The following is a 23,548-nucleotide window of genomic DNA, read 5'->3' as shown; positions in this document are numbered from 1 at the left end:
AGCGGCGTTCCTGGCGCGACGAACGGTCGAATTCACGGGTCGTCGACCCCGTTCGCCACCCGCCGTACCGCTCGGCGCGCATTCCGGCACGCTCGGCGCAAAATGTGACCGGTGCCACATTTCCACCTTGACCGGCCCCGCCGGGATTCGCTTGCCTCATCACCCAAAAGTGGTGCCGATCACAGATTCGGCACCGGGACAGCGCGACTACCTGTGGAGGGTGCCGTGGACGAGAAAGCCCGCCGTGAGTACTGGCGGAAGAACGTACGACTACTGAGCGTGCTGCTGGCGATCTGGGCCCTGGTCTCCTTCGGGGCCGGGATCTTCTTCGCCGACGCACTCAATGGCATCGAGGTGGCCGGCTTCCCCGTCGGCTTCTGGTTCGCCAACCAGGGCTCGATCCTGGTCTTCCTCGCCCTGATCGCGGTCTACGTCTGGCGGATGGACAAGCTCGACAAGGACTTCGGCATCGACATCGACGACTACGAGGGCGAGGTGCACCACTCGTGAGTGACATCCAGATCTGGACGCTCGTCTTCGTCGTCCTCACCTTCAGCGTCTACATCTACGTCGCCTACGCCAGCCGGGTGAGCGACACCTCCGGCTTCTACGTGGCTGGCGGCGGGATCCCGGCGCCGGCCAACGGCGCGGCGATCGCGGCCGACTGGATGAGCGCGGCGTCGTTCATCTCGATGGCGGGCCTCATCGCGCTCGCCTACAACGGCTACAGCGGCTCGGCGTTCCTGATGGGCTGGACGGGCGGCTACGTGCTGCTCGCGCTGCTGCTCGCGCCGTACCTGCGCAAGTTCGGCAAGTACACGATCCCGGACTTCGTCGGCGACCGGTACAACGAGACCGCCCGCCTGATCGCGGTGGTCTGCGCGATCGCCGTGTCGCTGACCTACGTCGTCGGCCAGATGGCCGGCGTCGGCGTGGTGTTCAGCCGCTTCCTGCAGGTCGACACCACCGTCGGCGTGCTGATCGGCATGACGATCGTCCTCTTCTACGCCGTCCTCGGCGGCATGAAGGGCATCACCTGGACGCAGGTCTGCCAGTACTCGGTGCTGATCGTCGCCTACCTGATCCCGGCGGTCGCGATCTCGGCCAAGCTGACCGACATCCCGCTCCCGCAGATCGGGTTCGGCCAGATCCTCGCCGAGCTCGAGGTGCTGCAGTCCGAGCTCGGCTTCGGCGAGTACACCTCGGCGCTGACCGGCAACAGCCAGCTCAACATGTTCCTGCTGACGGCGACGCTGATGTTCGGAACCGCCGGCCTGCCGCACGTGATCGTCCGGTTCTACACGGCCAAGAACGTGCGGGCCGCCCGCTACTCCGCGCTCTGGGCGCTGTTCTTCATCGCGCTGCTCTACACCACCGCTCCCACGGTGGCGGCGTTCGCGAAGTACAACATCCTCAACGAGTCGCAGGCCGGCACGCTGGCCGACCAGTCGTGGTTCGAGAAGTGGGCCGACGTCGGGCTGATCACCGGCCTCGACGGCGGCGCGGTCACCGACCTCAACGGCAACGGCGCGATCGACTTCCTCGGCAGCAGCGCCAACGAGGTCATCATCAACAACGACATCCTGGTGCTCGCCTCGCCGGAGATCGGCGGCCTGCCCGCGCCGATCGTCGGCCTGGTCGCGGCCGGTGGCCTCGCCGCCGCGCTCTCGACGGCGTCGGGCCTGCTGCTGGTGATCTCCTCGGCGGTCGCCAACGACATCTACCACAAGCGGATCAACCCGGCGGCGCCGGAGAAGACCCAGCTGCTGGTGGCCCGGATCTCGATGGCCGTCGCGGTCGTCGTGGCCGGCTGGCTCGGCATCAACCCGCCCGGCTTCGCAGGCCAGGTGGTCGCCTTGGCCTTCGGTCTGGCGGCCGCGACCTTCTTCCCGATCCTCGTCCTCGGGGTCTTCTGGAAGAAGTGCACGGCCGCCGGCGCCGCCGCCGGAATGAGCGTCGGCCTGATCGTCACCGCGGCGTACTTCGTCTGGACGCTGCCCGCGGAGTCGGCCTGGTTCTTCCTCGGCAAGGACCCGATCCTCGACATCGCCCCGACCGGCTTCGGCTTCATCGGGATGCTGTTGAACTTCGCGGTCATCATCGTGGTCTCGCAGTTCACGAAGAAGCCGTCGGAGACCATGCAGGAGCTGGTCGAGGAGATCCGCTACCCCGGCCGCACCGACCTCGTCGCGAAGCACGCCCAGGGCGACGTCTGATCCACCCACCCGTGCGGGGCGGCGGGCCGGCTCTGACCCGGCCCGCCGCCCCGCCGGCGTTCCCGGCCCCGCACCACTTCCGGGGGGACCGGGCCCACCCCCAGCGTTCTAGTGTGGTCCGCATCACCCAGCACATCAGGAGAGATCGTGAGCAAGACCGAGGAAACCCTGGCCAACCTGCTCAAGGAGGACCGTCGCTTCGAGCCGCCGGCCGAGCTCGCGGCCGACGCGAACCTCACCGCCGAGGCGTACGACGCGGCGGCCGCCGACCCCGACGCGTTCTGGGCCGAGCAGGCCGCCCGCCTGGACTGGGCCGAGCCGTTCACCCAGGTCCTCGACTGGTCCAACGCGCCGTTCGCGAAGTGGTTCGTCGGCGGCCGGATCAACGCCGCCTACAACTGCGTCGACCGGCACGTCGAGGCCGGCCGCGGCGACAAGGTGGCGATCCACTGGGTCGGCGAGCCGGTCGACGACACCCGCGACCTGACCTACGCCGACCTCCAGCGCGAGGTCTCCAAGGCCGCCAACGCGCTCACCGACCTCGGCGTCGCCACCGGCGACCGGGTCGCGATCTACATGCCGATGATCCCCGAGGCGATCGTGGCGATGCTCGCCTGCGCCCGGATCGGCGCCCCGCACACCGTGGTGTTCGGCGGGTTCTCGTCCGAGGCGCTGGCCTCGCGGCTCGAGGACTGCCAGGCCAAGGTCGTGGTCACCGCGGACGGCGGCTACCGCCGCGGCGCGCCGTCCGCCCTGAAGCCGGCCGTCGACGAGGCGGTGCAGAAGTCCGCCGACGCCGGCCACAAGGTCGAGGCCGTGCTGGTGGTGCGGCGCACCGGCCAGGAGGTCGCGTTCTCCGGCCCGGACGCGGGCGGCATCGACGTGTGGTGGCACGACGTCGTCGACGGCGCCTCGGACCAGCACACCCCGGAGGCGTTCGACAGCGAGCACCCGCTCTACGTCATGTACACGTCGGGCACCACCGGCAAGCCGAAGGGCATCCTGCACACCACCGGCGGCTACCTGACCGGGGCCTCCTACACCCACCACGCGGTCTTCGACCTCAAGCCGGAGACCGACGTCTACTGGTGCACCGCCGACATCGGCTGGGTCACCGGGCACTCCTACATCGTCTACGGCCCGCTGGCCAACGGCGTCACCCAGGTGCTCTACGAGGGCACGCCGGACAGCCCCGAGCGCGGCCGCTGGTGGAAGATCGTGCAGGACTACAAGGTCACGATCTTCTACACCGCGCCGACCGCGATCCGCTCCTTCATGAAGCAGGGCCGCGAGGTGCCGGACTCCTTCGACATGTCGTCGCTGCGCATCCTGGGATCGGTGGGCGAGCCGATCAACCCGGAGGCCTACGTCTGGTACCGCCACGTCATCGGCGGCGACCGCACCCCCGTGGTCGACACCTGGTGGCAGACCGAGACCGGCGCGATCATGATCTCCCCGCTGCCCGGCGTCACCGCCGGCAAGCCCGGCTCCGCGATGACCCCGATCCCGGGCGTCTTCGCCGACGTGGTCGACGACGAGGGCAGGTCGGTGCCGAACGGGTCGGGTGGCTACCTCGTGGTGACCAAGCCGTGGCCGTCGATGCTGCGCACCATCTGGGGCGACGACCAGCGGTACGTCGACACCTACTGGTCGCGCTTCCGCAAGGAGGGCTACTACTTCGCCGGCGACGGGGCGAAGAAGGACGAGGACGGCGACATCTGGGTGCTCGGCCGGGTCGACGACGTGATGAACGTGTCCGGCCACCGGCTCTCCACCACCGAGATCGAGTCCGCGCTGGTCTCCCACCCGAAGGTCGCCGAGTCCGCCGTGGTCGGCGCCACCGACCCCGACACCGGCCAGGCCGTCGTCGCCTACGTGATCCTGCGCGAGGAGTTCGAGGGGGCGGCGGCCGAGGACAACGCGGCGATCGTCAAGGAGCTCTCCGACCACGTCCGCCACGAGATCGGCCCGATCGCCAAGCCCCGCCAGATCATGATCGTCCCCGAGCTGCCCAAGACCCGCTCGGGCAAGATCATGCGCCGGCTGCTGCGCGACGTCGCCGAGGGCCGGGAGGTCGGCGACACCCAGACGCTCGCCGACTCCTCGATCATGGCGCTGATCTCGGCCGGGAAGACCACCTCCACCGACGAGTAGCCGGGTCGCCGGGGGACGACCCCCGAGGCGCCGGACGACGAACGCCGAGTCGGCAGGAAGCTCCTGCCGACTCGGCGTTCGTGCTTCCCGGGGCCGCTAGCCCGAGACCGGGACGTCGGCCTCGGCGTGCTCGGTGGACGACTCCTCGGTCTCCGGGGCACGGCTGGTCAGCATCAGGATCACCACACCCAGGACGGCCGCGACCAGGGAGGCGATGAGGATGCCGACCTTGGCCTCGTCGGTGATGGCCGGCGAGTCGGGGAAGGAGAGCCCGGCGATGAAGAGCGAGACGGTGAAGCCGATACCGGCCACCATGCCGATGCCGAGCAGCTGTCCCCAGTTGCTGCCCTGCGGCATCCGGCCCAGGCCGAAGCGGATCGCGAGGAACGACGCCACCAGGATGCCCAGCGGCTTGCCGATCACCAGGCCGGCGCCGATGGCCAGCGCCGCCGTCGACGTGATCGCGTCGCCCAGCGCGCCGCCGGTCAGCACCACGCCGGCGTTCGCCAGCGCGAAGATCGGCAGCACCACGTAGGAGGAGACCGGGTGCAGCCGGGACTGCTGGCGCTCGGCCAGCGCGACCGACTCCTCCAGCAGGAACCGCAGCCGGTGCACCTCCTCCGCGTCCAGGGTGCGGTCCTTGAGCGCGGAGACGGCGTACTCCTTCGCGACCCGGGGCTCCAGCAGCGCGGTCGCCGGGGTGAGCAGGCCGACCGCGACGCCCGCGAGCGTGGCGTGCACGCCGGACTCCAGCAGCGCGAACCAGATGCCGAGGGCCAGCACCAGGTGGACCGAACCCGCCCAGAACTTGATCGCCCGCAGGAAGGCCATCACCGCGAGCAGCAGCAGCGCGATGCCGAGCCACATCAGGGAGAGGTCACTGGTGTAGAAGACCGCGATCACGATGATCGCGCCGATGTCGTCGACGATCGCGAGCGTCAGCAGGAACAGGCGCGCCGAGGACGGGATCCGTCGGCCCAGCACGCCGACGACGCCGACCGCGAAAGCGATGTCGGTGGCCATCGGGATGCCCCAGCCCGCGCTGGCGTCGCCGCCGCCCGCGATGAGGGCGTAGATGCCCGCCGGCACCAGCATGCCGCCGAGCGCCGCCACGATCGGCAGCGCCGCCGTCCGCGGGTCGCGCAGGTCGCCGTGGACGATCTCGTACTTGATCTCCAGGCCGACGACGAAGAAGAAGATCGCCATCAGGCCGTCGTTGACCCAGTGCTGCAGCGACTCCTCGATGTGGAAGTCGCCGATGTGGATCGCGAGCTCGGTGTGCCAGAAGTGGTCGTAGGCCTCGGCCCAGCCGTCGAAGGGCAGGTTCACCCAGAGCAGCGCGGCGACCGTCGCCGCCAGCAGGAGCAGCGAGCCCGCCGCCTCGACGCGGAGGAACTCGCGCAGCGGCCGGGCGACGTACTTCGCGATCGGGCGGTTGCTCGCGGTCCAGACGGGGCCCTGCTTCCAGAGCTCGTCCGGCGCTCGTTCCGGGCGGGACGTGGGCGTCAACATGGCCTCCAGGCGGGGTTGGAACACGGGCAGGGCGAAACGACTGCCGACCAGACTTCCCGGCTCACCTGTCAGCGATCCTATCGATATCTGTAAGGTCGTCGGCATGGCCACCGACCCGACCGTCGAGGAGCCCACTATCGGGCGCCTGATCAAGGACGCGCAGAGCGATCTCTCCCTCCTGCTGCGCAAGGAGATCGAGCTCGCCAAGTCCGAGCTCAAGGTGAGCGTCACCGCCGGCGGGACCGGCGTCGCGATGCTGGCCGTGGCGGCGTTCCTGCTGCTGCTCGCCATCATCATGTTCTCCGTCGCCCTGGCCTACTTCATCAACTGGAACGGCGAGGGCCTCGACCTGCACTGGGCGTTCCTGTGCGTCTTCGGGCTCTACGTGGTGCTCGCGGCACTGATCGCCTACATCGGCGTGCGCCGCTTCAAGAAGGTCAAGGCCCCCGAGCGCGCCATCGAGCAGGGCCGCGAGATCCCGAAGGCGCTCAAGGGGCAGGCCTGAGCCACGCGGCACGGCGGCCCACGCCACGCGGACCTCGGGGAGGTGATGCGGGGTGGCTCGCCAACCGGTGATCGCCGAGCGTGCCGAGCAGCTGCTCGGCACGTCGGTCGTCGCCACCGCGCCGGTCGCCGGCGGTGACATCGCCACCGCCGTCAAGCTGCGCCTGTCCAGCGGCCGCTCCGCGCTGCTCAAGACGCTGACCGCCGCGCCGCCCCGCTTCTTCGAGACCGAGGCGGCCGGCCTGCGCTGGCTGACGCGGGCCCCCGACGGGGTCGCCACGCCCGAGGTGCTGGCCGTCGCCGACGACTGCATCATCGTCGACTGGGTCGAGCCCGGCCGGCCCGACGCCGACGCCGCCGCCTCCTTCGGGCGGGCGCTGGCCCGGACCCACGCCGCCCGCGACGCGGCCGGCGTCGCGTCGTACGGCGCCGGGTCGGACGGCTACATCGGCCGGCTGCCGATGCCGAACCGGCCCCTCGACACGTGGGCGGAGTTCTACGCCGAGCGCCGGATCCTGCCCTACCTCCGGGTCGCGCGGGACAAGGGGCTGCTCGCCGCCGACGACGCCGCGTCGATCGAGCGGGCCGTCGCCGCGGGCGCGACCATCGTGCCCGAGGAGCCGCCGGCGCTGCTGCACGGCGACCTGTGGAACGGCAACGTGCTGTGGGGCACCGAGGGCCGCGTGGTCGTCATCGACCCCGCCGCCTACGCCGGCCACCGCGAGGTCGACCTGGCGATGCTGGCGCTGTTCGGGCTGCCGCAGCTGCCGGCGGTGATGGCGGCGTACCAGGACGTGGCGCCGCTCGCGGACGGCTGGGACGACCGGCTCGCCTTCCACCAGCTCTTCCCGCTGCTGGTGCACGCCTGCCTGTTCGGCGGGCAGTACGGCGCCCGGGCCGGGCGGCTCGCGCAGCGCTACCTCTGAGCGCGCGGGATCGTGTCGCTCTCAGCGACCGCTCAGCAGCATCGGCCATGATGAGCCCATGGCCAGCAACGCGACACCCAGCGCCCGGGTCCTGGTGGTCGACGACGACCGCGCCGTCCGCGAGTCCCTGCGCCGGTCGCTGGAGTTCAACGGCTACGACGTCCACCTCGCCGGCGACGGCGCGGAGGCGCTGGCGGGCATCGGCTCGATCGCGCCCGACGTGGTCGTGATGGACGTGATGATGCCGCGGCTGGACGGCCTGGAGACCACCCGCGCGCTGCGGGCGGCCGGCAACGACGTACCGATCCTGGTGCTGACCGCGCGCGACGCCGTCGGGGAGCGCGTCGAGGGGCTGGATGCCGGCGCCGACGACTACCTGACCAAGCCGTTCGCGCTGCAGGAGCTGCTGGCCCGGCTGCGGGCGCTGCTGCGCCGCGTGGTGCCGGCCGAGAGCGGGGACGAGGAGATCCTCACCTTCGCCGACCTCACCATGAACGTGACCACCCGCGAGGTGACCCGGGGCGACCGGCGGATCGACCTGACCCGCACCGAGTTCACGCTGCTGGAGATGTTCCTGCGGCGGCCACGCCGGGTGCTGGACCGCAGCTTCATCCTGGAGGAGGTCTGGGGCTACGACTTCCCGACCACCGCCAACTCCCTCGAGGTGTACGTCGGCTACCTGCGCCGCAAGACCGAGGCCGAGGACGAGCCGCGGCTGATCCACACCGTGCGCGGCATCGGCTACGTGCTGAAGGCGCCCGACGCGTGAGCTGGTCGTTGGCGGTCGGTCCGGGCCCGGACGGCCGCTGGCACTACCGCAGGTCCCTGGCGAGCCGGGTGGTGCTGCTGACCACCATGGCGGTGGCGCTGGCCGTCGCGTTCGTCGCCGTCGGCGCCTACGTGACCGCGCGCGTGCAGATGCAGGACAGCCTGGACCGGAGCCTGGAGAAGCGGGCGAACGCCGCGGCGCGCTCCAACACGCTGCTGGAGCTGGCCACCACCAAGGTCCCGTCCTGGGCGATCGGCGCGGCCGACGTACGGATCGCGTTCCTCTACAGCAACGGCCACGGCCAGATCCTCGACCGCGGCCCCGACATCGAGCTCGGCGCACCCGAGCTGGCCGTGGCGCGCGGGGAGAGCGACTCGAGTCTGCGCACGCTGCTGATCGCCGACGAGCGCTACCGGGTCGTCGCCGTGCCCACCCAGGCCGACGGCGTCGCGCTGATCATGGCGCAGCCGCTCGCCGCCCAGGACCTGATCCTGGCGCGGCTGGGCTGGGTGACCCTCGCCTTCGGCGTCCTGGGGGTGATCACCGCCGGGTTCGCCGGCTGGGGCGTCGCCACCAACGGGCTGCGTCCGGTCCGCAAGGTCACCGAGGCCGCGGAGAACGTGGCCCGCACCGAGGACTTCACCCCGCTGCCCGTCGAGGGCGACGACGAGGTGGCGCGGCTGGCGACCGCGTTCAACCACATGCTCACCGCCCTGGACGCCTCCCGGACCCGGCAGCGGCAGCTGGTCGCCGACGCCAGCCACGAGCTGCGCACCCCGCTGACCGCGCTGCGCACCAACATCGACCTGCTGACCATGTCCGGCGCGGACCCCGACGCGCTGCCCGCCGAGGCGCGCGCCGAGATCCTCGAGGACGTCCGCGCCCAGATCGAGGAGCTGACCACCCTGATCGGCGACCTCACCGCGCTGGCCCGCGACGAGCCGATCCGGGTGCAGGTCGAGCCCGTCGACCTCGGCGAGATCGTCGACCACGCCGTGCAGCGGGTGCGCCGCCGCGCGCCCGGCCTCACCTTCGAGGTCTTCACCCGCCCGTGGTGGATCGAGGGCGAGGCCAGCGAGCTCGAGCGCGCCGTCACCAACCTGCTCGACAACGCCGCCAAGTGGAGCCCCACCGACGGCCAGGTGACGGTCCGGCTCAGCGACGGCGTGCTCACCGTCGACGACCAGGGCCCTGGCATCGCCGAGGCGGACCGCACCCTCATCTTCGACCGGTTCTGGCGCTCCCCCGACGCCCGCACGATGCCCGGATCCGGCCTCGGGCTGGCTATCGTCCGGCAGGTGGCCGAGCGGCACTCCGGCACCGTGCACGCCACCGAGAACGCCAGCGGCGGCGCCCGACTGGTGCTGCGCATCCCCGGAAAGGAACGCCCCGATGCCTAGGGCACGCACCACCCGTCCCCGACTGCGCTCCCGGGCGGCGGTCGCCGTACCGCTCCTGCTGGTCGGGCTGGCCGGGCTCGCCGCGTGCGGGGGCGAGGACGACGCCGCCCCGACGCCGGACCTGCCCACCGAGACCCCGGCGCTGTGGAACCCCTGCGACGCGCTCACCGAGGCGTTCGTGAAGAAGCAGTTCGGCGCCGAGACGACCAAGAAGGACGGCACCCCGACGGAGCCGGACTGCCGGTTCGCACCCGAGGCCGACTCCGGCGACCCGGTGCTGACCGCCAACTACCAGCTCTTCGACGGCTCCCTGGACCAGCTCTGGGAGGCGATGGGCCAGCTGGCCAGCGCGGACGTGCGCGACGCCGAGGTCGAGGGCGCGGACGCCGCGCGGCTCGTGGTCGACGCCCGCAAGGGCCAGCTCTACGTGACCGGCTTCGTCGAGAACGGCACGCTCTTCCAGGTGGTCAACGTCGCCGACCCGGCGCCGTACGACGAGGACGCCGTGGTCGCCGGCGTCGAGGCGACGCTGGCCACGCTGGCGCAGCACGCCGTCGACAGCGGAGTCGGGCCCGTGGGGTCGGCGTGGGAGTCGGAGTCGCCGGCGGAGTCGCCGGCGGGATCGCCCTCGGGGGCGGCGGAGTAGGTCGGTCGTCCCGCCTCGGTGGGCCGGGTCCTCCCGCCTCGGTGAGGTGGGGCGTCCCGCCTCGGTGAGGTGGGTCGTGTGCCTGAGACAGCGGCATAGCGGGGCGTGGGGCACACGAGGCCACCCCGGCCTGGGTCGTGTGCCTGAGACAGCGGCATAGCGGGGCGTGGGGCACACGAGGCCACCCCGGGCCGGCGCATCCCGTTTCACCCGGCGCTGACCGGGCAGGCTCGAGGAATGACCGAGCTCCAGCAGACCGTCATCGTGGGCGGCGGACTCGCCGCCGCCCACGCCATCACCACGCTCCGCGAGGAGGGGTACGACGGCGCCATCACCCTGATCGGCGCCGAGGACCACCTGCCGTACGAGCGCCCGCCGCTGTCGAAGAGCTACCTGAGCGGCAAGAAGTCGTTCGCCGACGCCCTGGTCCACGACCAGGCCTGGTACGACGAGCACGACGTACGGGTGCTGACCGGCACCACCGCGACCGGGATCGACCTGGCCTCGCGGACCGTCACCCTCGAGCCGGCACCGCCGCTGGGCGACCCGCTGACCTACGACGCACTGCTCCTCGCCACCGGCGCCGAGCCGAAGGTGCCGGGCTTCCCGGGCGCCGGGGCGGCGTCGTACCTGCGGACGGTGGAGGACGCCGACGCGTTGAAGAAGGCGTTCGTCCCCGGTGGCCGCGCCGTGCTGGTCGGGGGCGGCTGGATCGGCCTCGAGCTCGCCGCCGCGGCCCGCCAGGCCGGCATGGAGGTGACCGTCCTGGAGGCGGCGCCGCTGCCGCTGGCCGGGGTGCTGGGCGAGGAGATGGCCCAGTACCTGACCGACCTGCACCGCGGCCACGGCGTCGACATCCGCACCGGCGTCACCGTCGAGGCGATCGAGACCGTCGACGGCCACCCGCACCTGGCCCCCACCGGCGTGCGCACCTCCGAGGGCACGTTCGACGCCGACCTGGTCGTCGTCGCCGTCGGCGCCGCCCCCCGTACCTCGCTGGCGGAGCAGGCCGGGCTCGGCGTCGCGCCGCCCGAGGACGGCGGCGGGATCACCGTCGACCAGCACCTGCGCGCCACGGACCCACACGTGTGGGCGGCCGGCGACGTCGCGCTCGCGGTCAACACCGTGCTCGGCCCGCTGCGCGTCGAGCACTGGGACAACGCGATCCGCCAGGGCAAGGCCGCCGCGAAGTCGATCCTCGGCCAGGAGGTGGCCTACGACTGGCTGCCGTACTTCTACACCGACCAGTTCGACTTCGGGATGGAGTACGTCGGGCACGGGTCCGCCTCCGACACCGTCGAGGTCCGCGGGTCGCTGGAGGACGGCGAGTTCATCGCCTACTGGCTCGACCCCGACCACAAGGTGACCGCGGCGATGAACGTCAACATCTGGGACGTCTCCGACCGGCTGCGCGAGATCGTCGGCTCCACCGTGGACCCGGGGACGCTGACCGACCTGCGCTGACCCGCTCGCGCGGGCTCGGGCTGGTCAGAGGACGAGCACCTCGATCAGCCCGAGCTCAGCTGCGCAGCGCCTCCAGCAGGCGCGCCGCCTTCCACCGCGTCTCGGCGTACTCCTCCGCCGGGTCGCTGTCGACGATGATGCCGCCGCCGGTGCCGAGCACGTAGGTGCCGTCCCCGGTCGTGGCCAGCGACCGGATCACCACGCCGAGGTCGGCGCGGCCGTCGCCGGAGACCCAGCCGAACGCGCCGGAGTAGACCCCCCGCGGGTCGGCCTCGACCTCGTCGATGATCTCCATCGTGCGCAGCTTGGGCGCCCCGGTCATCGACCCCGCCGGGAAGAGCGAGCGCAGCGCGCCGACGGTCGTGACGTCGTCACGCAGCCGACCGCAGACGGTCGAGACCAGCTGGTGCACCGAGGCGTAGGACTCCACCTCCATCAGGTGTGGCACCTCCACGCTGCCGACCTCGCAGACCAGGCTGAGGTCGTTGCGGAGCAGGTCCACGATCATCAGGTTCTCGGCGCGGAACTTGGGGTCCGCGGCCAGCCGGTCCCGCGCCGCCGCGTCCTCGTCGGGCAGCGCGTTGCGCGGGGTCGTCCCCTTGATCGGCTTCGCCTCCAGCGTCCGATCCCCCGTGATCAGCGCGTACCGCTCCGGGCTGGAGCTGAGCAGCCACGCCCGGGCGCCCTCCACGTCGTGCTGCAGGAAACCGGCGTACGGCGCCGGGTTGAGCGCGCGCAGCCGCAGGTAGACCGCCGCCGGGGCGAGCGGGTTCTCCACCCGCAGCCGGTGGGTCAGGTTGACCTCGTAGGAGTTGCCCGCGTGCAGGTGCTCCTGGACCGAGGCGAACGCGGCGGCGTAGTCGGCGGGGATGGCGTCCTCGGGGGCGCCGACGGCGTCGGAATCACCGGTCGACCGGTGATTCCGACGCTTGACAGGCGTTGCAACGCCCGACAAGTGACCGAAACCCCCGTCAGGTGTGACGTGAGTGAACTCGCGGACGTGTGAGGGCCGCATCCACACGGCGTCGGGCATCGCCGGGTCGGGCGCCGCGGGCAGGTCCGGCCGGGCGGCGTAGCCGAAGTAGCCGAACCACTGGTCGCTCTCCGACCCCGCGGCCAGCTCGGCCTCGAGCACGGTGAACGGATCGTCGCCGACCACCTCCGAGCGGCCGCCGGCGTGCCGGGTCACCTCGCGGCGCGCGGCGGAGTACGTCAGCGACACGTCGTCCTCGTCGAGCCAGCCGAGGATCGAGCGGCGCCGCGACCAGTCCCGGGCGCCGCCCCCGTCGAGCCAGACGCAGCGGGGGCTGCGGTCCTGGACCCGGGCGAAGGCCTCGCCGGCGTCGCCCGGCGTCACCATGCCCTCACCATGCCCTCACCGACCACCCCACCGCGCTCACCACCGGGGATCCCCGAGGAAGTTCGCGACCAGCTCCGCGCCGTGCTCGGTGAGGATCGACTCGGGGTGGAACTGCACCCCGACCAGCGGCAGCGCCGCGTGCTCCAGCCCCATCGTGATCCCGGTCAGCTCGTCGATCGCCGTGGGCCGGATCCCCTCGGGCAGGTCCAGCACCGCCAGCGAGTGGTAGCGGATGGCGCGGAACTCCTGCGGCAGGCCGGCGAACACGCCGGCGCCGTCGTGGGTGATCCGGGCCTCGACTCCGTGCCCGGGCGAGACCCGATCCACGAGTCCACCGTAGGTGGTGACCATCCCCTGCATCCCGAGGCAGACGCCGAGCACCGGCCGCGAGGCCGAGATCAGCACCTCGCGTCCGACCACGAAGTCGCGCCGTACGGCGGGGTGACCGGGGCCCGGGGAGAGCACCACGTACTCGTGGCGCAGCACGTCGTCCGGCTCCACCTCGTCGTGCTGCAGCACCGTCGGCAGCACGCCGGTCACGCCGGCGATCAGGTGCACCAGGTTGCCGGTGTAGGAGTCGTGGTGGTCGACCACCACGACGTCCGGCCTCCGCGCGGCCATCGCTCCGCCCGCCGACCCGTCCCCGTCAGTCCAGCAGTACGTCGACGACGAGGTCGTGCACGAGCGCGAACCCGTGCTCGGTCAGGATCGACTCGGCGTGGAACTGCACGCCGCGGTAGTGCGGGCCGATCACGGCGTTGACGTCGCCGGTGGCGGCATCCGCCTCGACCCGGACCCCGTCGGGGAGCACGGTGTCGGGGCCGACCCGGCCGACGAACGTGTTGTAGAAGCCGACCCGCTCGGGCTTGCCGTCGAGCAGCACCTGGGCCTGCGTGCCCTGGAAGACGATGTCCTTGTAGGCCAGCGGGATGCCGAGCAGGTGGCACAGCGCCTGGTGGCCCAGGCAGACCGCGAGGAACGGACGCTCGGCCTCCAGCAGCGACGCGACCCCGGCCCGAAGGTGCGCCATCTTCGGGTCCTCGCCGTCGCGCGGGTCGCCGGGGCCCGGTCCGACGATGACCAGGTCGAAGCCGTCCAGGCAGCCCGGCACGTAGTCGCGGTGCTTGACCACCTCGCTGGTCATGCCCATCCGCGCCAGCATGTGGCGCAGCATGTTCACGAAGTCGTCCTCGCCGTCGAGGATCACCGCCGACTTCCCGGCCAGCCGCGGGTCGGCGGGGGTGCCGGCCTGGTCGGCCAGCCAGAAGCCGGAGAGCCGGCCGTTGCGGGAGGCGAGGGTGATCAGCACCTCCTCGTCGGCGACCAGCGTGGCCAGGTCGGCGCCCGCGGTCGCCGGCGCCGGGGCGGGCGGGACCAGCCCGAACGCCGAGAGGATGCCGCCGGCCTTCGCGTGCGTCTCCGCGACCTCGTACGCCGGGTCGGAGTCGCGCACCAGGGTGGCACCCGCCGTCACCTTCAACCGCCCGGACGTGTCGACGTCGGCGGTCCGGATCACGATGGGCGAGTCCACGACCTGCTCGCCGTCGGCGTCGCGGCCGAACAGCGCCAGCGCCGCGGCGTAGTAGCCGCGCCCCTCCGGCTCGTACGCCTTGATCAGCCGGCAGGCGTTCTCCACCGGCGAGCCGGTCACCGTGGCGGCGTACATGGTGTCGCGCAGGACCGTGCGGACGTCCCGGGTGGTGCGGCCGGCGAGCAGGTACTCGGTGTGGATGAGGTGCGTCATCGGCTTGAGGAACGGGCCCAGGACCTGGCCGCCCTCCGTGCAGATGTCGCACATCATCTTGAGCTCCTCGTCGACGACCATGAAGAGCTCGTAGATCTCCTTCTCGTCGCGCAGGAACTCGGCCAGCCGGGCCTCGGTGCTGCGGGTCTCCCCGGCCGGCGGGCGCAGGTGGAAGGTGCCGGAGATCGGGTTCATCCGGACGTCGCCGCCGTGCACGGAGACGTGCCGCTCCGGGCTGGCGCCGATGAGGTACCGCTCGCCGGTGTAGAAGAGGAACGTCCAGTAGGCGCCCCGCTCGCGCTCGAGCAGCCGCTTGAAGACGGTCAGCGCCCTGTCGGGACCCCAGTCGGCGACGACCGCCCGGTAGTTGCGGCCGACCACCAGGTTGGCGCCCTCACCCTGGCCGATCTCCTCGGTGATGATCGACTCGACGAGCTTCGCGTACTCCTCGTCGGTGCTCTCGAAGCCGCCGCGGTCGGCGAAGTCCAGGCCGGTGTCGTCGATCGCCCCCACGACGTCCGCGACGGAGAACTCGTGCTCCTCGGCGATGTCGACGACGACCAGCGGGGTGCCGTCGTCGTGGGCCTCGAACCCGCGCTCGGCGATCTGCCGGAACGGCACGGCGACCAGCCGGTCGACGGTGCGCCCCGGCTCCGGCAGGCCGTCCTCGAGCGGGATGTCCATGATGCTCTCGGCGACCCAGCTGGGGCCGCCGATGATGCCGACGGTGTCCCGGTCGCCGCTGCGGGTGGAGCGCCGGATGATCGCCCACGCCTCGTGCCCCTGGATGGCCGCGATGGCTTCCCGGGCGGTGAGGGGCGTGGTGTCCATGGGTGAAGCCTAGGGCGACGGCTCCCCGCCGCGCCGGGGCGGTTCAGCCGATGGTCGTCAGGAACTGCGTGGCACGCGTGAGCACGACGTACAGCGTCGCCCGACCGGTCACCGACTCGTCCTCGATCTCCTGCGGTCGGACCACCACGATGCCGTCGAACTCGAGGCCCTTGGTGTCCAGTCCGGTCAGTACGACGACGCGGTCCTCACCCGACGGGGTGGAGGCCGCGTCGCGGGCCGAGGCGGCGGCGGACGGGGCGTCCGCGGCGAGCTCGGGCCAGGAGGCCAGCCACGAGTTCACCTCGGAGCGGCGGGCGACCGGGACCACGATGCCGACGGTGCCGGCGACGCGGCCGGCCAGCTCGACGACGGCGGCGCGGGTGGCCGCCTCGAGGTCGCCGGCGTCGTCCAGCGCGACCTCGACCGGCTCGGAGCCTGTCCGGCGCACGGCGTCGGGCAGGTCGGCGTCGAGGCCGACCCGCTCGGCGTACGCGGCTGCGTAGGCGTAGATCTCGGCCGAGTTCCGGTAGTTGGTCGACAGGTGGAACTGGTGCAGCTGCTTGCGCTCCAGCGCCTCCGCGCGGGCGGCGGCCGACTCCTCGGGCACCGGCCAGGAGGACTGCGCCGGGTCGCCGACGATCGTCCAGGAGGCGGCGCGGCCGCGGCGCCCGACCATCCGCCACTGCATCGGCGTGAGGTCCTGCGCCTCGTCGATGAGCACGTGGGCGTAGCCGTCGTCCTCGATGCTGTGGGTCGGCGGCGTCCAGGCGCGGCCCGACGGCGCGAACTCGCGGTCCGCGGCGGTCATCAGCTCCTGGATGTTGACGCCCTCGACGAGACCCATCGGGTCGTCGCGCTCGTCCTCGGCGCGGCGCGGCACGTCCCCGAGCGCGTAGCGCAGCTCGTCGAGCAGCGGCACGTCCTCGATGGAGATCTGCGGCCCGATCGGGCGGGTCGGGTCCAGCGTGCTCCACGTCTTGTGCAGCAGCCGCTGCTCGTCGTGGGAGAGCAGGTCGCCCGCCACCCGGGCCAGGAACTCGGCGTCGCCGAGCCAGGAGAGCACGGTCGGCGCGTCCAGCGGCGGCCACCAGGCCAGCGCGAAGTCGAGGAAGTCCTGGCGGCCGAGCATCTCGTCCTCGAACGCCTCGCGGCCGAGCTCGCGGCCCCGCTCGCCCTTGACCTGGCGCCAGAGCGCGTCGAGCAGGGCGTGGGAGACCCGCGGCAGCTGCTTGTTGCGGCGCCCCTGGGACATCAGGCTGCGGCGGATCTGGCCGAGCTTGCCGCGCTCGAGCGCGAGCCGGTCGTCGCGCCAGAAGACCCGGAACTCGGTCGGCGAGCCGGGCGCCTGCTGGCGGGCGACGCGGCGCATCAGCTCGGCCATCCGGCCCGATCCCTTGACGTCGGCGACGGCCGGCTCGTCGTGGCGGGTCGCCCGGACGCCGTCGACGACCTCGCCGAGCGAGCGCAGCGCGACGGCGGTCTCGCCGAGCGAGGGCAGCACCCGCTCGATGTAGCGCATGAAGACGCCCGAGGGGCCGACGACCAGCACGCCGCCGGACTCGTAGCGGCGGCGGTCGGAGTAGAGCAGGTACGCCGCGCGGTGCAGCGCGACCACGGTCTTGCCCGTGCCGGGGCCGCCGGAGATCGACACGACGCCCTTGCCGGGCGCGCGGATCGCCTTGTCCTGCTCGGCCTGGATCGTGGCGACGATGGAGTGCATCGAGCGGTCGCGGGCCCGGGAGAGCTGGGCCATCAGGGCGCCCTCGCCGACGATCGGCAGCTCGCGGCCGGCGGCCTCGGCGGCCGCGACACCCTCGGCGTCCAGCAGCTCGTCCTCGACGCCGACCACGGTGCGGCCGTCGGCGCGCAGCACCCGGCGCCGGATCACGTTCTGCGGGGTGGCGGCGGTCGCCTGGTAGAAGACCGCGGCGGCGGGCGCGCGCCAGTCGACCAGCAGCGAGTCGTGGTCGTCGTCGCGCAGGCCGATCCGGCCGATGTAGCGCGGCTCCCGGTCGACGTCCTCGCTCAGGTCGAGGCGGCCGAAGACCAGGCCCTCGTGGGCGGCGTCGAGCTGGGCCATCCGCTTCGCGGCCTGGAAGACCATCGCGTCGCGCTCCACGAGGCCGCCCTCGTGCCCCAGCCGGCCGCGGGAGTGGCCCTCGCGCGCGAGCTCGCGCGCGACGTCGCCGGCCCGCTCCAGCTGCTGGTAGACCCGATCGACGAACCCCTGCTCGGTCGCGATCTCGCGCTCCACCAACTCATCCGTCACCGGATCAATCCCTGCCTGTCACTAGCCGTTCCGGATGCCCGGGGCAGGGTCGGACAACCGCGTCCGCACGGCCCCATGGCAAGTGAAGAAGTCTACCGGACAGGGTTGTCAGGAGTGATCTTTACGGGCAACGGTGGACCTCGGCCCACCCCTCCACCGCCGTTCAGCCGAGGCGGGCACGGACCGGCTCGATCACGTCCTCGCGGAACCGCTCGACGCCCTCCAGCTTCTCCCGCAGGGTCGGGTTCCGGCCGCAGTAGTACATCCACGGCATCGTCATCGTCATGGTCACGCCGCCCTCGGCCGCGCGCAGGAAGTCGTCGGGGTTGAGCGCGTCGGTGAGCGCCGGCACCACGTCGTACCGGCCGTCGGGATCCGCCCCCGCCTCCGCGCGCAGCTTGTGCAGCCGGGCCGCGATCGCGACCGCCTCGTCGGCGGTCGCCATGTCGCCGACCCAGCCGTCGTGGCGGGCGGCACGGCGGAAGGCGACGTCGGAGAGGCCGCCAACCCAGACCGGGACCGGCCCGGGCGGCGTCGGGCGCATCACCAGCCGCTCGCAGGAGTAGAACTCGCCGTCGAACTCGGTCCAGCCGGGCGCCCACAGCTCCTTCATCAGCGCGAGGCCCTCGTCGGTACGCCGCCCCCGGGTCGTGAACTCCTGGCCCAGCAGCTCGAACTCCTCGCGGCACCAGCCGACGCCGACGCCGAGGGTGACCCGGCCGCCGGAGAGCGCGGACGCCGTGCCGACCGCCTTCGCCACCGAGAACGGGTCGCGCAGGGCGGCGACGTAGATCGAGGTGAAGAACTCGAGCCGCTCGGTGACCGCGGCCAGCGCGCCGACCGTGACCCACGGGTCCGGCCAGTCCACGTCCGTCTCCCAGCGCCGGGCGCCGTCGCGGGTGTAGGGGTACGGCGTCGCGATCTCCTCGAGGTCGACCACGTGGTCGGCCAGGCTGAACGCCCGGAAGCCGGCCTCCTCGGCGGCCCGGGCGAGCGGGACGAGCTGGTCGATCGGCTGGTAGGCGGTCACCATCGCGAAGTCCACGCTGCCACCCTAGACGTGGAGTAGAACAGGTTCTATGTCTCTCGGTGTCGCGCACGACGGTCCCCCCGACCGGTTCCCGCACCTGCTCGCCCCCGGCCGGATCGGCTCGATGGCGCTGCGGAACCGGATCGTGATGTCGCCGATGGAGACCATGTACGGCACGCCGGAGGGCCACCCCTCCGAGCGCACGGTGGCGCACTTCGCGGCCCGCGCGGCCGGCGGGGTCGGGCTGGTCACGGTCGGCGCCACCGGCATCGACCCCCTGCACCCGGAGACCCCCGGCGGCCTCCAGATCGGCGCCGACGAGGCGGTGCCCGCGCACCGGCGGCTGGTCGAGGCCGTGCACGCGCACGGAGCGCGGATCCAGCCGCAGATCGTGCACGCCGGCCCCGACGGGCTCGGCCCGGAGCTCCACGGGGTGACCTCGCTCGGCCCGTCGGTGATCGGCTCGTACCTGACCGGCCGGCCCTCCGCGGAGGCCACGAAGGAGCAGATCTCGGGCGTCCTGGACCAGTTCCGGGCGGCGGCGGCCCGGGTCCGCGAGGCCGGGTACGACGGCATCGAGCTGCACGCCGCGCACGGCTACATGTTCCTCGGCTCGTTCCTCGCACCCCAGCGCAACCGGCGCGGGGACCGCTACCGCGGCACGTCCGCGGAGGGGCGGGCCCGCGTGGTCCTGGAGGCGCTGGCCGCGATCCGGTCCGAGGTCGGCGCGGACTTCCCCGTCACCCTGCGGATCACCGGATACGAGCGGGTCGCCGGCGGCCGCCCGATCCACGACACCGCCACCATCGCCCCGCTGCTGGTCGAGGCCGGCGTGGACGCCTTCCACGTCAGCGGCGGGGTGATCGACCGGCTGGTGACCGGGATGGTCAACGCGGCCGACGACGGCGACGGGCTCAACGTCGGGGCCGCCGCCGCGGTGCGGGAGGCCGTCGACGTACCGGTGATCGCGGTGGGGCGGCTGCACGACCCGCACCTGGCCGAGCGGGTGCTGGCCGACGGGCGCGCCGACTTCGTGGCGCTGGGGCGGCCGCTCCTGGCCGACGCCGAGCTGCCGGCGAAGCTCGCCGCGGGCGAGGGCGCGCGGGTGCGGCGGTGCATATCGTGCGAGAACTGCATCGACACCCTGGAGGAGAAGCTCGCCACCGAGTGCGCGGTCAACCCGTTCACCGGCCACGACCTGGACCTGGTGCTGCCCTCCACGCCGGCTGCCTCGCGGGCGCTGCACGTGGTCGTCGTCGGCGCCGGACCCGCCGGGCTGGAGGCGGCCCGGCTGGCCGACGGGCTCGGGCACCGGGTGACGGTGCTGGAGCGCTCCGACCGGCCCGGCGGCGCGCTCGTCGACGCCGTCGCCGTGCACCCGGAGAACGGGCCGTACCTGTCCTGGCTGCTGGCCGAGGTCGCGCGCTCCGGCGCGGTCGTGCGGCTCTCGACCACCGCGACCCCCGACCTGGTGGCGGGCCTGTCTCCCGACGTCGTGCTGCTCGCGACGGGCGGCCGCGTCGCGCTGCCCGCGCTCCCGGGCGACCACCCGCGGGTGCTGCGCGGGCTGGCGCCGCACGCCTTGGAGGGCGTGCGGCGGGTGGTGGTGATCGGCGGGCGGCTGGCCGCGGTCGAGTACGCCGAGACGCTGGCCGCCACCGGCCGGCTGGTCGCGCTGCTGACCACCGGCGCGGAGATCGCCCCGGAGTTCGGGCTGAAGCGGCGCACCGAGCACATGGACCGCCTCGACCGGCTCGGCGTCACCGTCCACGCGGGCTGCACGGTCGAGGCGCTCACCCCGACCGGCGTCCGCTGGGTCCCGGCCCACGGCACCGCGCGCGAGCTGCCCGCCGACGCGGTGGTGCTGGCGGGCGAGGTCGTCGCCGACCCCGCGCTGGCCGACGCGATCGCGGAGCGGCTGGCCGGCGTACCGGGCCGGCCGGGCGGCGTACCGGTGCGGGTGATCGGGGACGCGGGCGGGCTCGGCCTGATCCGCGGCGCCACCGCGGACGCGGCCCGCGCCGTCGCCGACCTGCCGGTCCCTGACCGCCGACCTGCCGGTCCCTGACCGCCGACCTGCCGGTCCCTGACCGCCGACCTGCCGGTCCCTGACCGCCGACCTGCCGGTCCCTGATCGCCACCTGCCGCCACCCGGCGGCTCGCGGGTCAGAAACCGGCGGCTCGCGGGTCAGAAACCGGCGGCTCGCGTCAGCGCTTGGGGCGGCTGAGGAACGCCCGCATCGCCTCGCGGGCCTCCTCGGAACCGAACAGCCGCGCCGACAGCGCGACCAGGTCCTCGCCGTCGCGGTCGATCCGGGCGAGCAGGTCGCGGCCGAGCAGCGCCTTGGTCTCGCGCAGGCCCTGCGGGGCGCCGGTGGCGAGCGAGGCGACGGTCTCCTCGACGGTCGCGGCGAGGTCGGCGGCGGGGACCGCCCGCGTGACGAGCCCGTACGACGCCGCCTCGGCCCCGCTGAACACCTCGCCGCCGAGAGCGGTCAGCGCCGCGGCGCGGTCGGAGAGGCGGGGCAGCACGGTCAGCGAGATGACCGCCGGGGTGAGGCCGAGCTTGACCTCGGTCAGCGCGAAGGTGGCGTCCTCGGCGACGAGCGCGACGTCGGCGGCCGCGACGATCCCGATCCCGCCGGCGCGGGCGGCGCCGGCGACGACGACCACCACCGGCTTGCTCAGCGCGACGATCTGGCGCTGCAGGGCGACGATCGCCCGCGCGCCCTCGTCCATCGGCACGGTGGATGCCTCGGAGAGGTCGGCGCCGGAGCAGAAGACGCGCCCCGCGGAGGTCAGCACGACCACCCGGACCGACGGGTCGGCGTCCGCCGCGGCCAGGTGGATGCGCAGCTCGGAGATCAGCTGGCGGGACAGCGCGTTGCGGTTGTGCGGCGAGTCCAGCGTGATGGTCGCGACGCGGTCGGCGACCTCCAGGTGGACCAGCTCGGACGGGACTGCCTCAGATGCGGGGGTCTGCTCTGACATGGGCGCCATCCTGCCCCAGCGTCTCTCGGCACGCGCAGGGGTCCGCGATCCGTGCCGGGCGCCGTGACGAACCACCCCCATGGACACCGCCACCGCCCCGCGCAGCGCCCGCCCCCGCACGGCCACCCGGCTCGCAGCGGCCCTCCCCTGGGCCGGGTACGGCCTGCTCGCCGCCGCCGCCGGCCTCGGGCTGGCCCATGCGCTCGCGGCGGTCACCGACCCGGCGACGTCGCCGGTGCTCGCGGTCGGCTCGGCGGTGATCGACCTGACCCCGACGCCCGCCAAGGAGTGGGCGATCCGGACCTTCGGCTCCGCCGACAAGGCGGTACTGGTCGGCTCGGTGCTGGCCGGGGTGCTGGCGCTCGCCGCGATCAGCGGGCTCCTGGCCCGGCGGCGGCTGCGGTACGGCGCCGCGGTCCTGCTGCTCCTGGTGGCGGTCGCCGCGCTGGCGGTGCTGAGCCGTCCGGCCGCCGGGCCCACCGACCTCGGGCCGTGCCTGCTGGCCGCGGCCTCCTCGGTCGCCGCGCTGGCGTGGCTGCGCCACGCGCACCTGGCCGCCAGGGCCGCCACACCCGGCGCGCGCGACGGTCGAGGTGGCCGCCGCGGCCTGCTGCTCGTCGCCGGCGCCGTGGCCGCGACCGCCGCCACCGGCGGCCTCCTCGGTCGCCTGGTGTCAGGGCTCAGGCTCCGCCCCGAGGAGATCGCCCTGCCCACACCGGCCACGCCCCTCCCGCCGCTTCCCGCGGGCCTCGACGCTCCCGGCGGCCCGGCCCGCGCGATCACGCCGTGGCGCACCCCCACCGGCGACTTCTACCGCGTCGACACGCGGCTCGACGTGCCCGTGGTCGACAGCCGCGACTGGACGCTGACGATCGACGGCGACGTCGACCGCGAGGTGACCCTGACCTTCGACGACCTGCTGGCGATGGAGCTGATCGAGCGGGACATCACCCTGACCTGCGTCTCCAACAGCGTCGGCGGCCCGTACGCAGGCGGCGCCCGCTGGCTCGGCGCGCGGCTGACCGACGTGCTCGACCTGGCCGGGGTCGGCCGCGGCGCGGACCAGATCCTCTCCACCGACGTGGGCGGGATGACGATCAGCACCCCGCTCGCCCTGGCCACCGACGGGCGCGACAGCCTGCTCGCCGTCGGCATGAACGGCGCCGCGCTCCCCCGCGAGCACGGGTTCCCGGCGCGGCTGGTGGTGCCCGGGCTCTACGGCTTCATCGGCGCCACCAAGTGGGTGACCCGGCTGACCCTGACCGGGTACGCCGAGCGGTCGGCGTACTGGACCGACCGGGGGTGGGCGACCGATGCGCCGATCAAGCCGTCGGCACGGATCGACACCCCACGACCGCTGGCCACCCTCGCCCCGGGCGAGGTGGTGGTCGGCGGCATCGCGTGGGCGCAGGACGACGGCGGGGTGTCCGGGGTCCAGGTCCGCGTCGACGGCGGGCCGTGGCGCGACGCCACCCTCGGCCCCGACGCGGGCGAGCGCTACTGGCGGCAGTGGTACCTGCGCTGGGACGCCCCCGAGGGCTCCCACCGGATCGCGGCCCGCGCGCTGACCGGCGACGGCGGCACCCAGACGCCCGTGCGTGCCGAGCCGTTCCCGGCCGGCGCGAGCGGGTTGCACGAGCTGATCGTGACCGTCGGCTGAGGGCCGGAATCTCGTCCGGGCACCCATCCGCACCGGCCCCCGCGACGAATCCCCGGTGACAGTCCACCCGAA

General features: G+C 73.2%; 18 protein-coding genes. 11 read left to right on the top strand and 7 right to left on the bottom strand.

Annotation, left to right across the window (positions count from 1 at the left end; translation table 11 throughout):
* The first annotated feature begins 225 nt into the window (after positions 1-225).
* The 3 genes from ABLM29_RS02155 (at position 226) to acs (ending at position 4,370) form a co-directional block, all read left to right on the top strand.
* Entirely contained in the window at positions 226-510 is a 285-nt protein-coding gene (locus tag ABLM29_RS02155; protein ID WP_349711977.1) for a DUF4212 domain-containing protein, read from the top strand.
* Positions 507-2,216, top strand: a complete 1,710-nt coding sequence (locus tag ABLM29_RS02150) for a sodium:solute symporter family protein (RefSeq protein WP_349711975.1) — start codon at positions 507-509, stop codon at positions 2,214-2,216. The genes ABLM29_RS02155 and ABLM29_RS02150 overlap by 4 nt, the downstream gene beginning before the upstream one ends.
* A 147-nt stretch (positions 2,217-2,363) precedes the next feature.
* The gene (gene acs, locus ABLM29_RS02145; protein WP_349711973.1) at positions 2,364-4,370 is read left to right on the top strand and encodes an acetate--CoA ligase; all 2,007 of its coding nucleotides are present in this window, start codon (positions 2,364-2,366) and stop codon (positions 4,368-4,370) included.
* Between the two features lie 96 nt (positions 4,371-4,466).
* Here acs and nhaA read toward each other — a convergent pair whose 3' ends face one another.
* Positions 4,467-5,882, bottom strand: coding sequence for a Na+/H+ antiporter NhaA (nhaA, locus tag ABLM29_RS02140; protein WP_349711971.1), 1,416 nt, complete (start codon positions 5,880-5,882; stop codon positions 4,467-4,469).
* Positions 5,883-5,985: 103 nt separating this feature from the next.
* Here nhaA and ABLM29_RS02135 point away from each other — a divergent pair, with 103 nt between their 5' ends.
* From ABLM29_RS02135 to ABLM29_RS02110, 6 genes are all read left to right on the top strand, one after another.
* Positions 5,986-6,387: a phage holin family protein gene (locus tag ABLM29_RS02135; RefSeq protein WP_349711969.1), complete on the top strand. Its 402-nt coding sequence runs from the start codon at positions 5,986-5,988 to the stop codon at positions 6,385-6,387.
* Between the two features lie 52 nt (positions 6,388-6,439).
* Positions 6,440-7,312 carry a fructosamine kinase family protein gene (locus tag ABLM29_RS02130; RefSeq protein ID WP_349711967.1) on the top strand — a complete coding sequence of 291 codons (873 nt, stop codon included), beginning with the start codon at positions 6,440-6,442 and terminating at the stop codon, positions 7,310-7,312.
* Positions 7,313-7,370: 58 nt separating this feature from the next.
* The gene (locus ABLM29_RS02125; protein ID WP_349711965.1) at positions 7,371-8,081 is read left to right on the top strand and encodes a response regulator transcription factor; all 711 of its coding nucleotides are present in this window, start codon (positions 7,371-7,373) and stop codon (positions 8,079-8,081) included.
* Positions 8,078-9,481 carry a sensor histidine kinase gene (locus ABLM29_RS02120; protein WP_349711963.1) on the top strand — a complete coding sequence of 468 codons (1,404 nt, stop codon included), beginning with the start codon at positions 8,078-8,080 and terminating at the stop codon, positions 9,479-9,481. Before ABLM29_RS02125 ends, ABLM29_RS02120 begins: the two co-directional genes overlap by 4 nt.
* Positions 9,474-10,127 (top strand): hypothetical protein, encoded by a 654-nt coding sequence (locus ABLM29_RS02115; RefSeq protein WP_349711962.1) that lies wholly within the window; start codon positions 9,474-9,476, stop codon positions 10,125-10,127. The genes ABLM29_RS02120 and ABLM29_RS02115 overlap by 8 nt, the downstream gene beginning before the upstream one ends.
* A 237-nt stretch (positions 10,128-10,364) precedes the next feature.
* On the top strand, positions 10,365-11,591 hold the full coding sequence (locus tag ABLM29_RS02110) for an NAD(P)/FAD-dependent oxidoreductase (protein WP_349711960.1): 1,227 nt from the start codon (positions 10,365-10,367) through the stop codon (positions 11,589-11,591).
* Positions 11,592-11,646: 55 nt separating this feature from the next.
* Here ABLM29_RS02110 and ABLM29_RS02105 read toward each other — a convergent pair whose 3' ends face one another.
* From ABLM29_RS02105 to ABLM29_RS02085, 5 genes are all read right to left on the bottom strand, one after another.
* Positions 11,647-12,951 carry an anthranilate synthase component I family protein gene (locus tag ABLM29_RS02105; RefSeq protein WP_349711958.1) on the bottom strand — a complete coding sequence of 435 codons (1,305 nt, stop codon included), beginning with the start codon at positions 12,949-12,951 and terminating at the stop codon, positions 11,647-11,649.
* A 36-nt stretch (positions 12,952-12,987) separates the two neighbouring features.
* A complete protein-coding gene (locus tag ABLM29_RS02100; RefSeq protein WP_349711957.1) occupies positions 12,988-13,572 on the bottom strand; it encodes an anthranilate synthase component II in 585 nt (194 codons plus the stop codon).
* Between the two features lie 25 nt (positions 13,573-13,597).
* Positions 13,598-15,526 carry an anthranilate synthase family protein gene (locus ABLM29_RS02095; protein WP_349711955.1) on the bottom strand — a complete coding sequence of 643 codons (1,929 nt, stop codon included), beginning with the start codon at positions 15,524-15,526 and terminating at the stop codon, positions 13,598-13,600.
* Between the two features lie 43 nt (positions 15,527-15,569).
* Positions 15,570-17,795, bottom strand: coding sequence for a HelD family protein (locus tag ABLM29_RS02090; protein ID WP_349711953.1), 2,226 nt, complete (start codon positions 17,793-17,795; stop codon positions 15,570-15,572).
* 163 nt (positions 17,796-17,958) lie between these two features.
* Positions 17,959-18,840, bottom strand: coding sequence for a TIGR03619 family F420-dependent LLM class oxidoreductase (locus ABLM29_RS02085; protein ID WP_349711952.1), 882 nt, complete (start codon positions 18,838-18,840; stop codon positions 17,959-17,961).
* Between the two features lie 34 nt (positions 18,841-18,874).
* Here ABLM29_RS02085 and ABLM29_RS02080 point away from each other — a divergent pair, with 34 nt between their 5' ends.
* Entirely contained in the window at positions 18,875-20,893 is a 2,019-nt protein-coding gene (locus ABLM29_RS02080; RefSeq protein ID WP_349711951.1) for an oxidoreductase, read from the top strand.
* Positions 20,894-21,033: 140 nt separating this feature from the next.
* Here the strand turns inward: ABLM29_RS02080 and ABLM29_RS02075 are convergent, their stop codons facing one another.
* Positions 21,034-21,816: an enoyl-CoA hydratase-related protein gene (locus tag ABLM29_RS02075; RefSeq protein ID WP_349711950.1), complete on the bottom strand. Its 783-nt coding sequence runs from the start codon at positions 21,814-21,816 to the stop codon at positions 21,034-21,036.
* 79 nt (positions 21,817-21,895) lie between these two features.
* On the opposite strand from ABLM29_RS02075, the gene ABLM29_RS02070 reads away from it, so the two are divergent.
* Positions 21,896-23,476, top strand: coding sequence for a molybdopterin-dependent oxidoreductase (locus tag ABLM29_RS02070; RefSeq protein ID WP_349711949.1), 1,581 nt, complete (start codon positions 21,896-21,898; stop codon positions 23,474-23,476).
* Positions 23,477-23,548 lie beyond the last annotated feature (72 nt).

The sequence above is a fragment of the Nocardioides sp. YIM 152588 genome (assembly GCF_040191335.1).
Taxonomy (GTDB): domain Bacteria; phylum Actinomycetota; class Actinomycetes; order Propionibacteriales; family Nocardioidaceae; genus Nocardioides.
The sequence above is the reverse complement of the archived record's forward strand: the minus strand, read 5'-3'. Positions and strand labels throughout refer to the sequence as shown.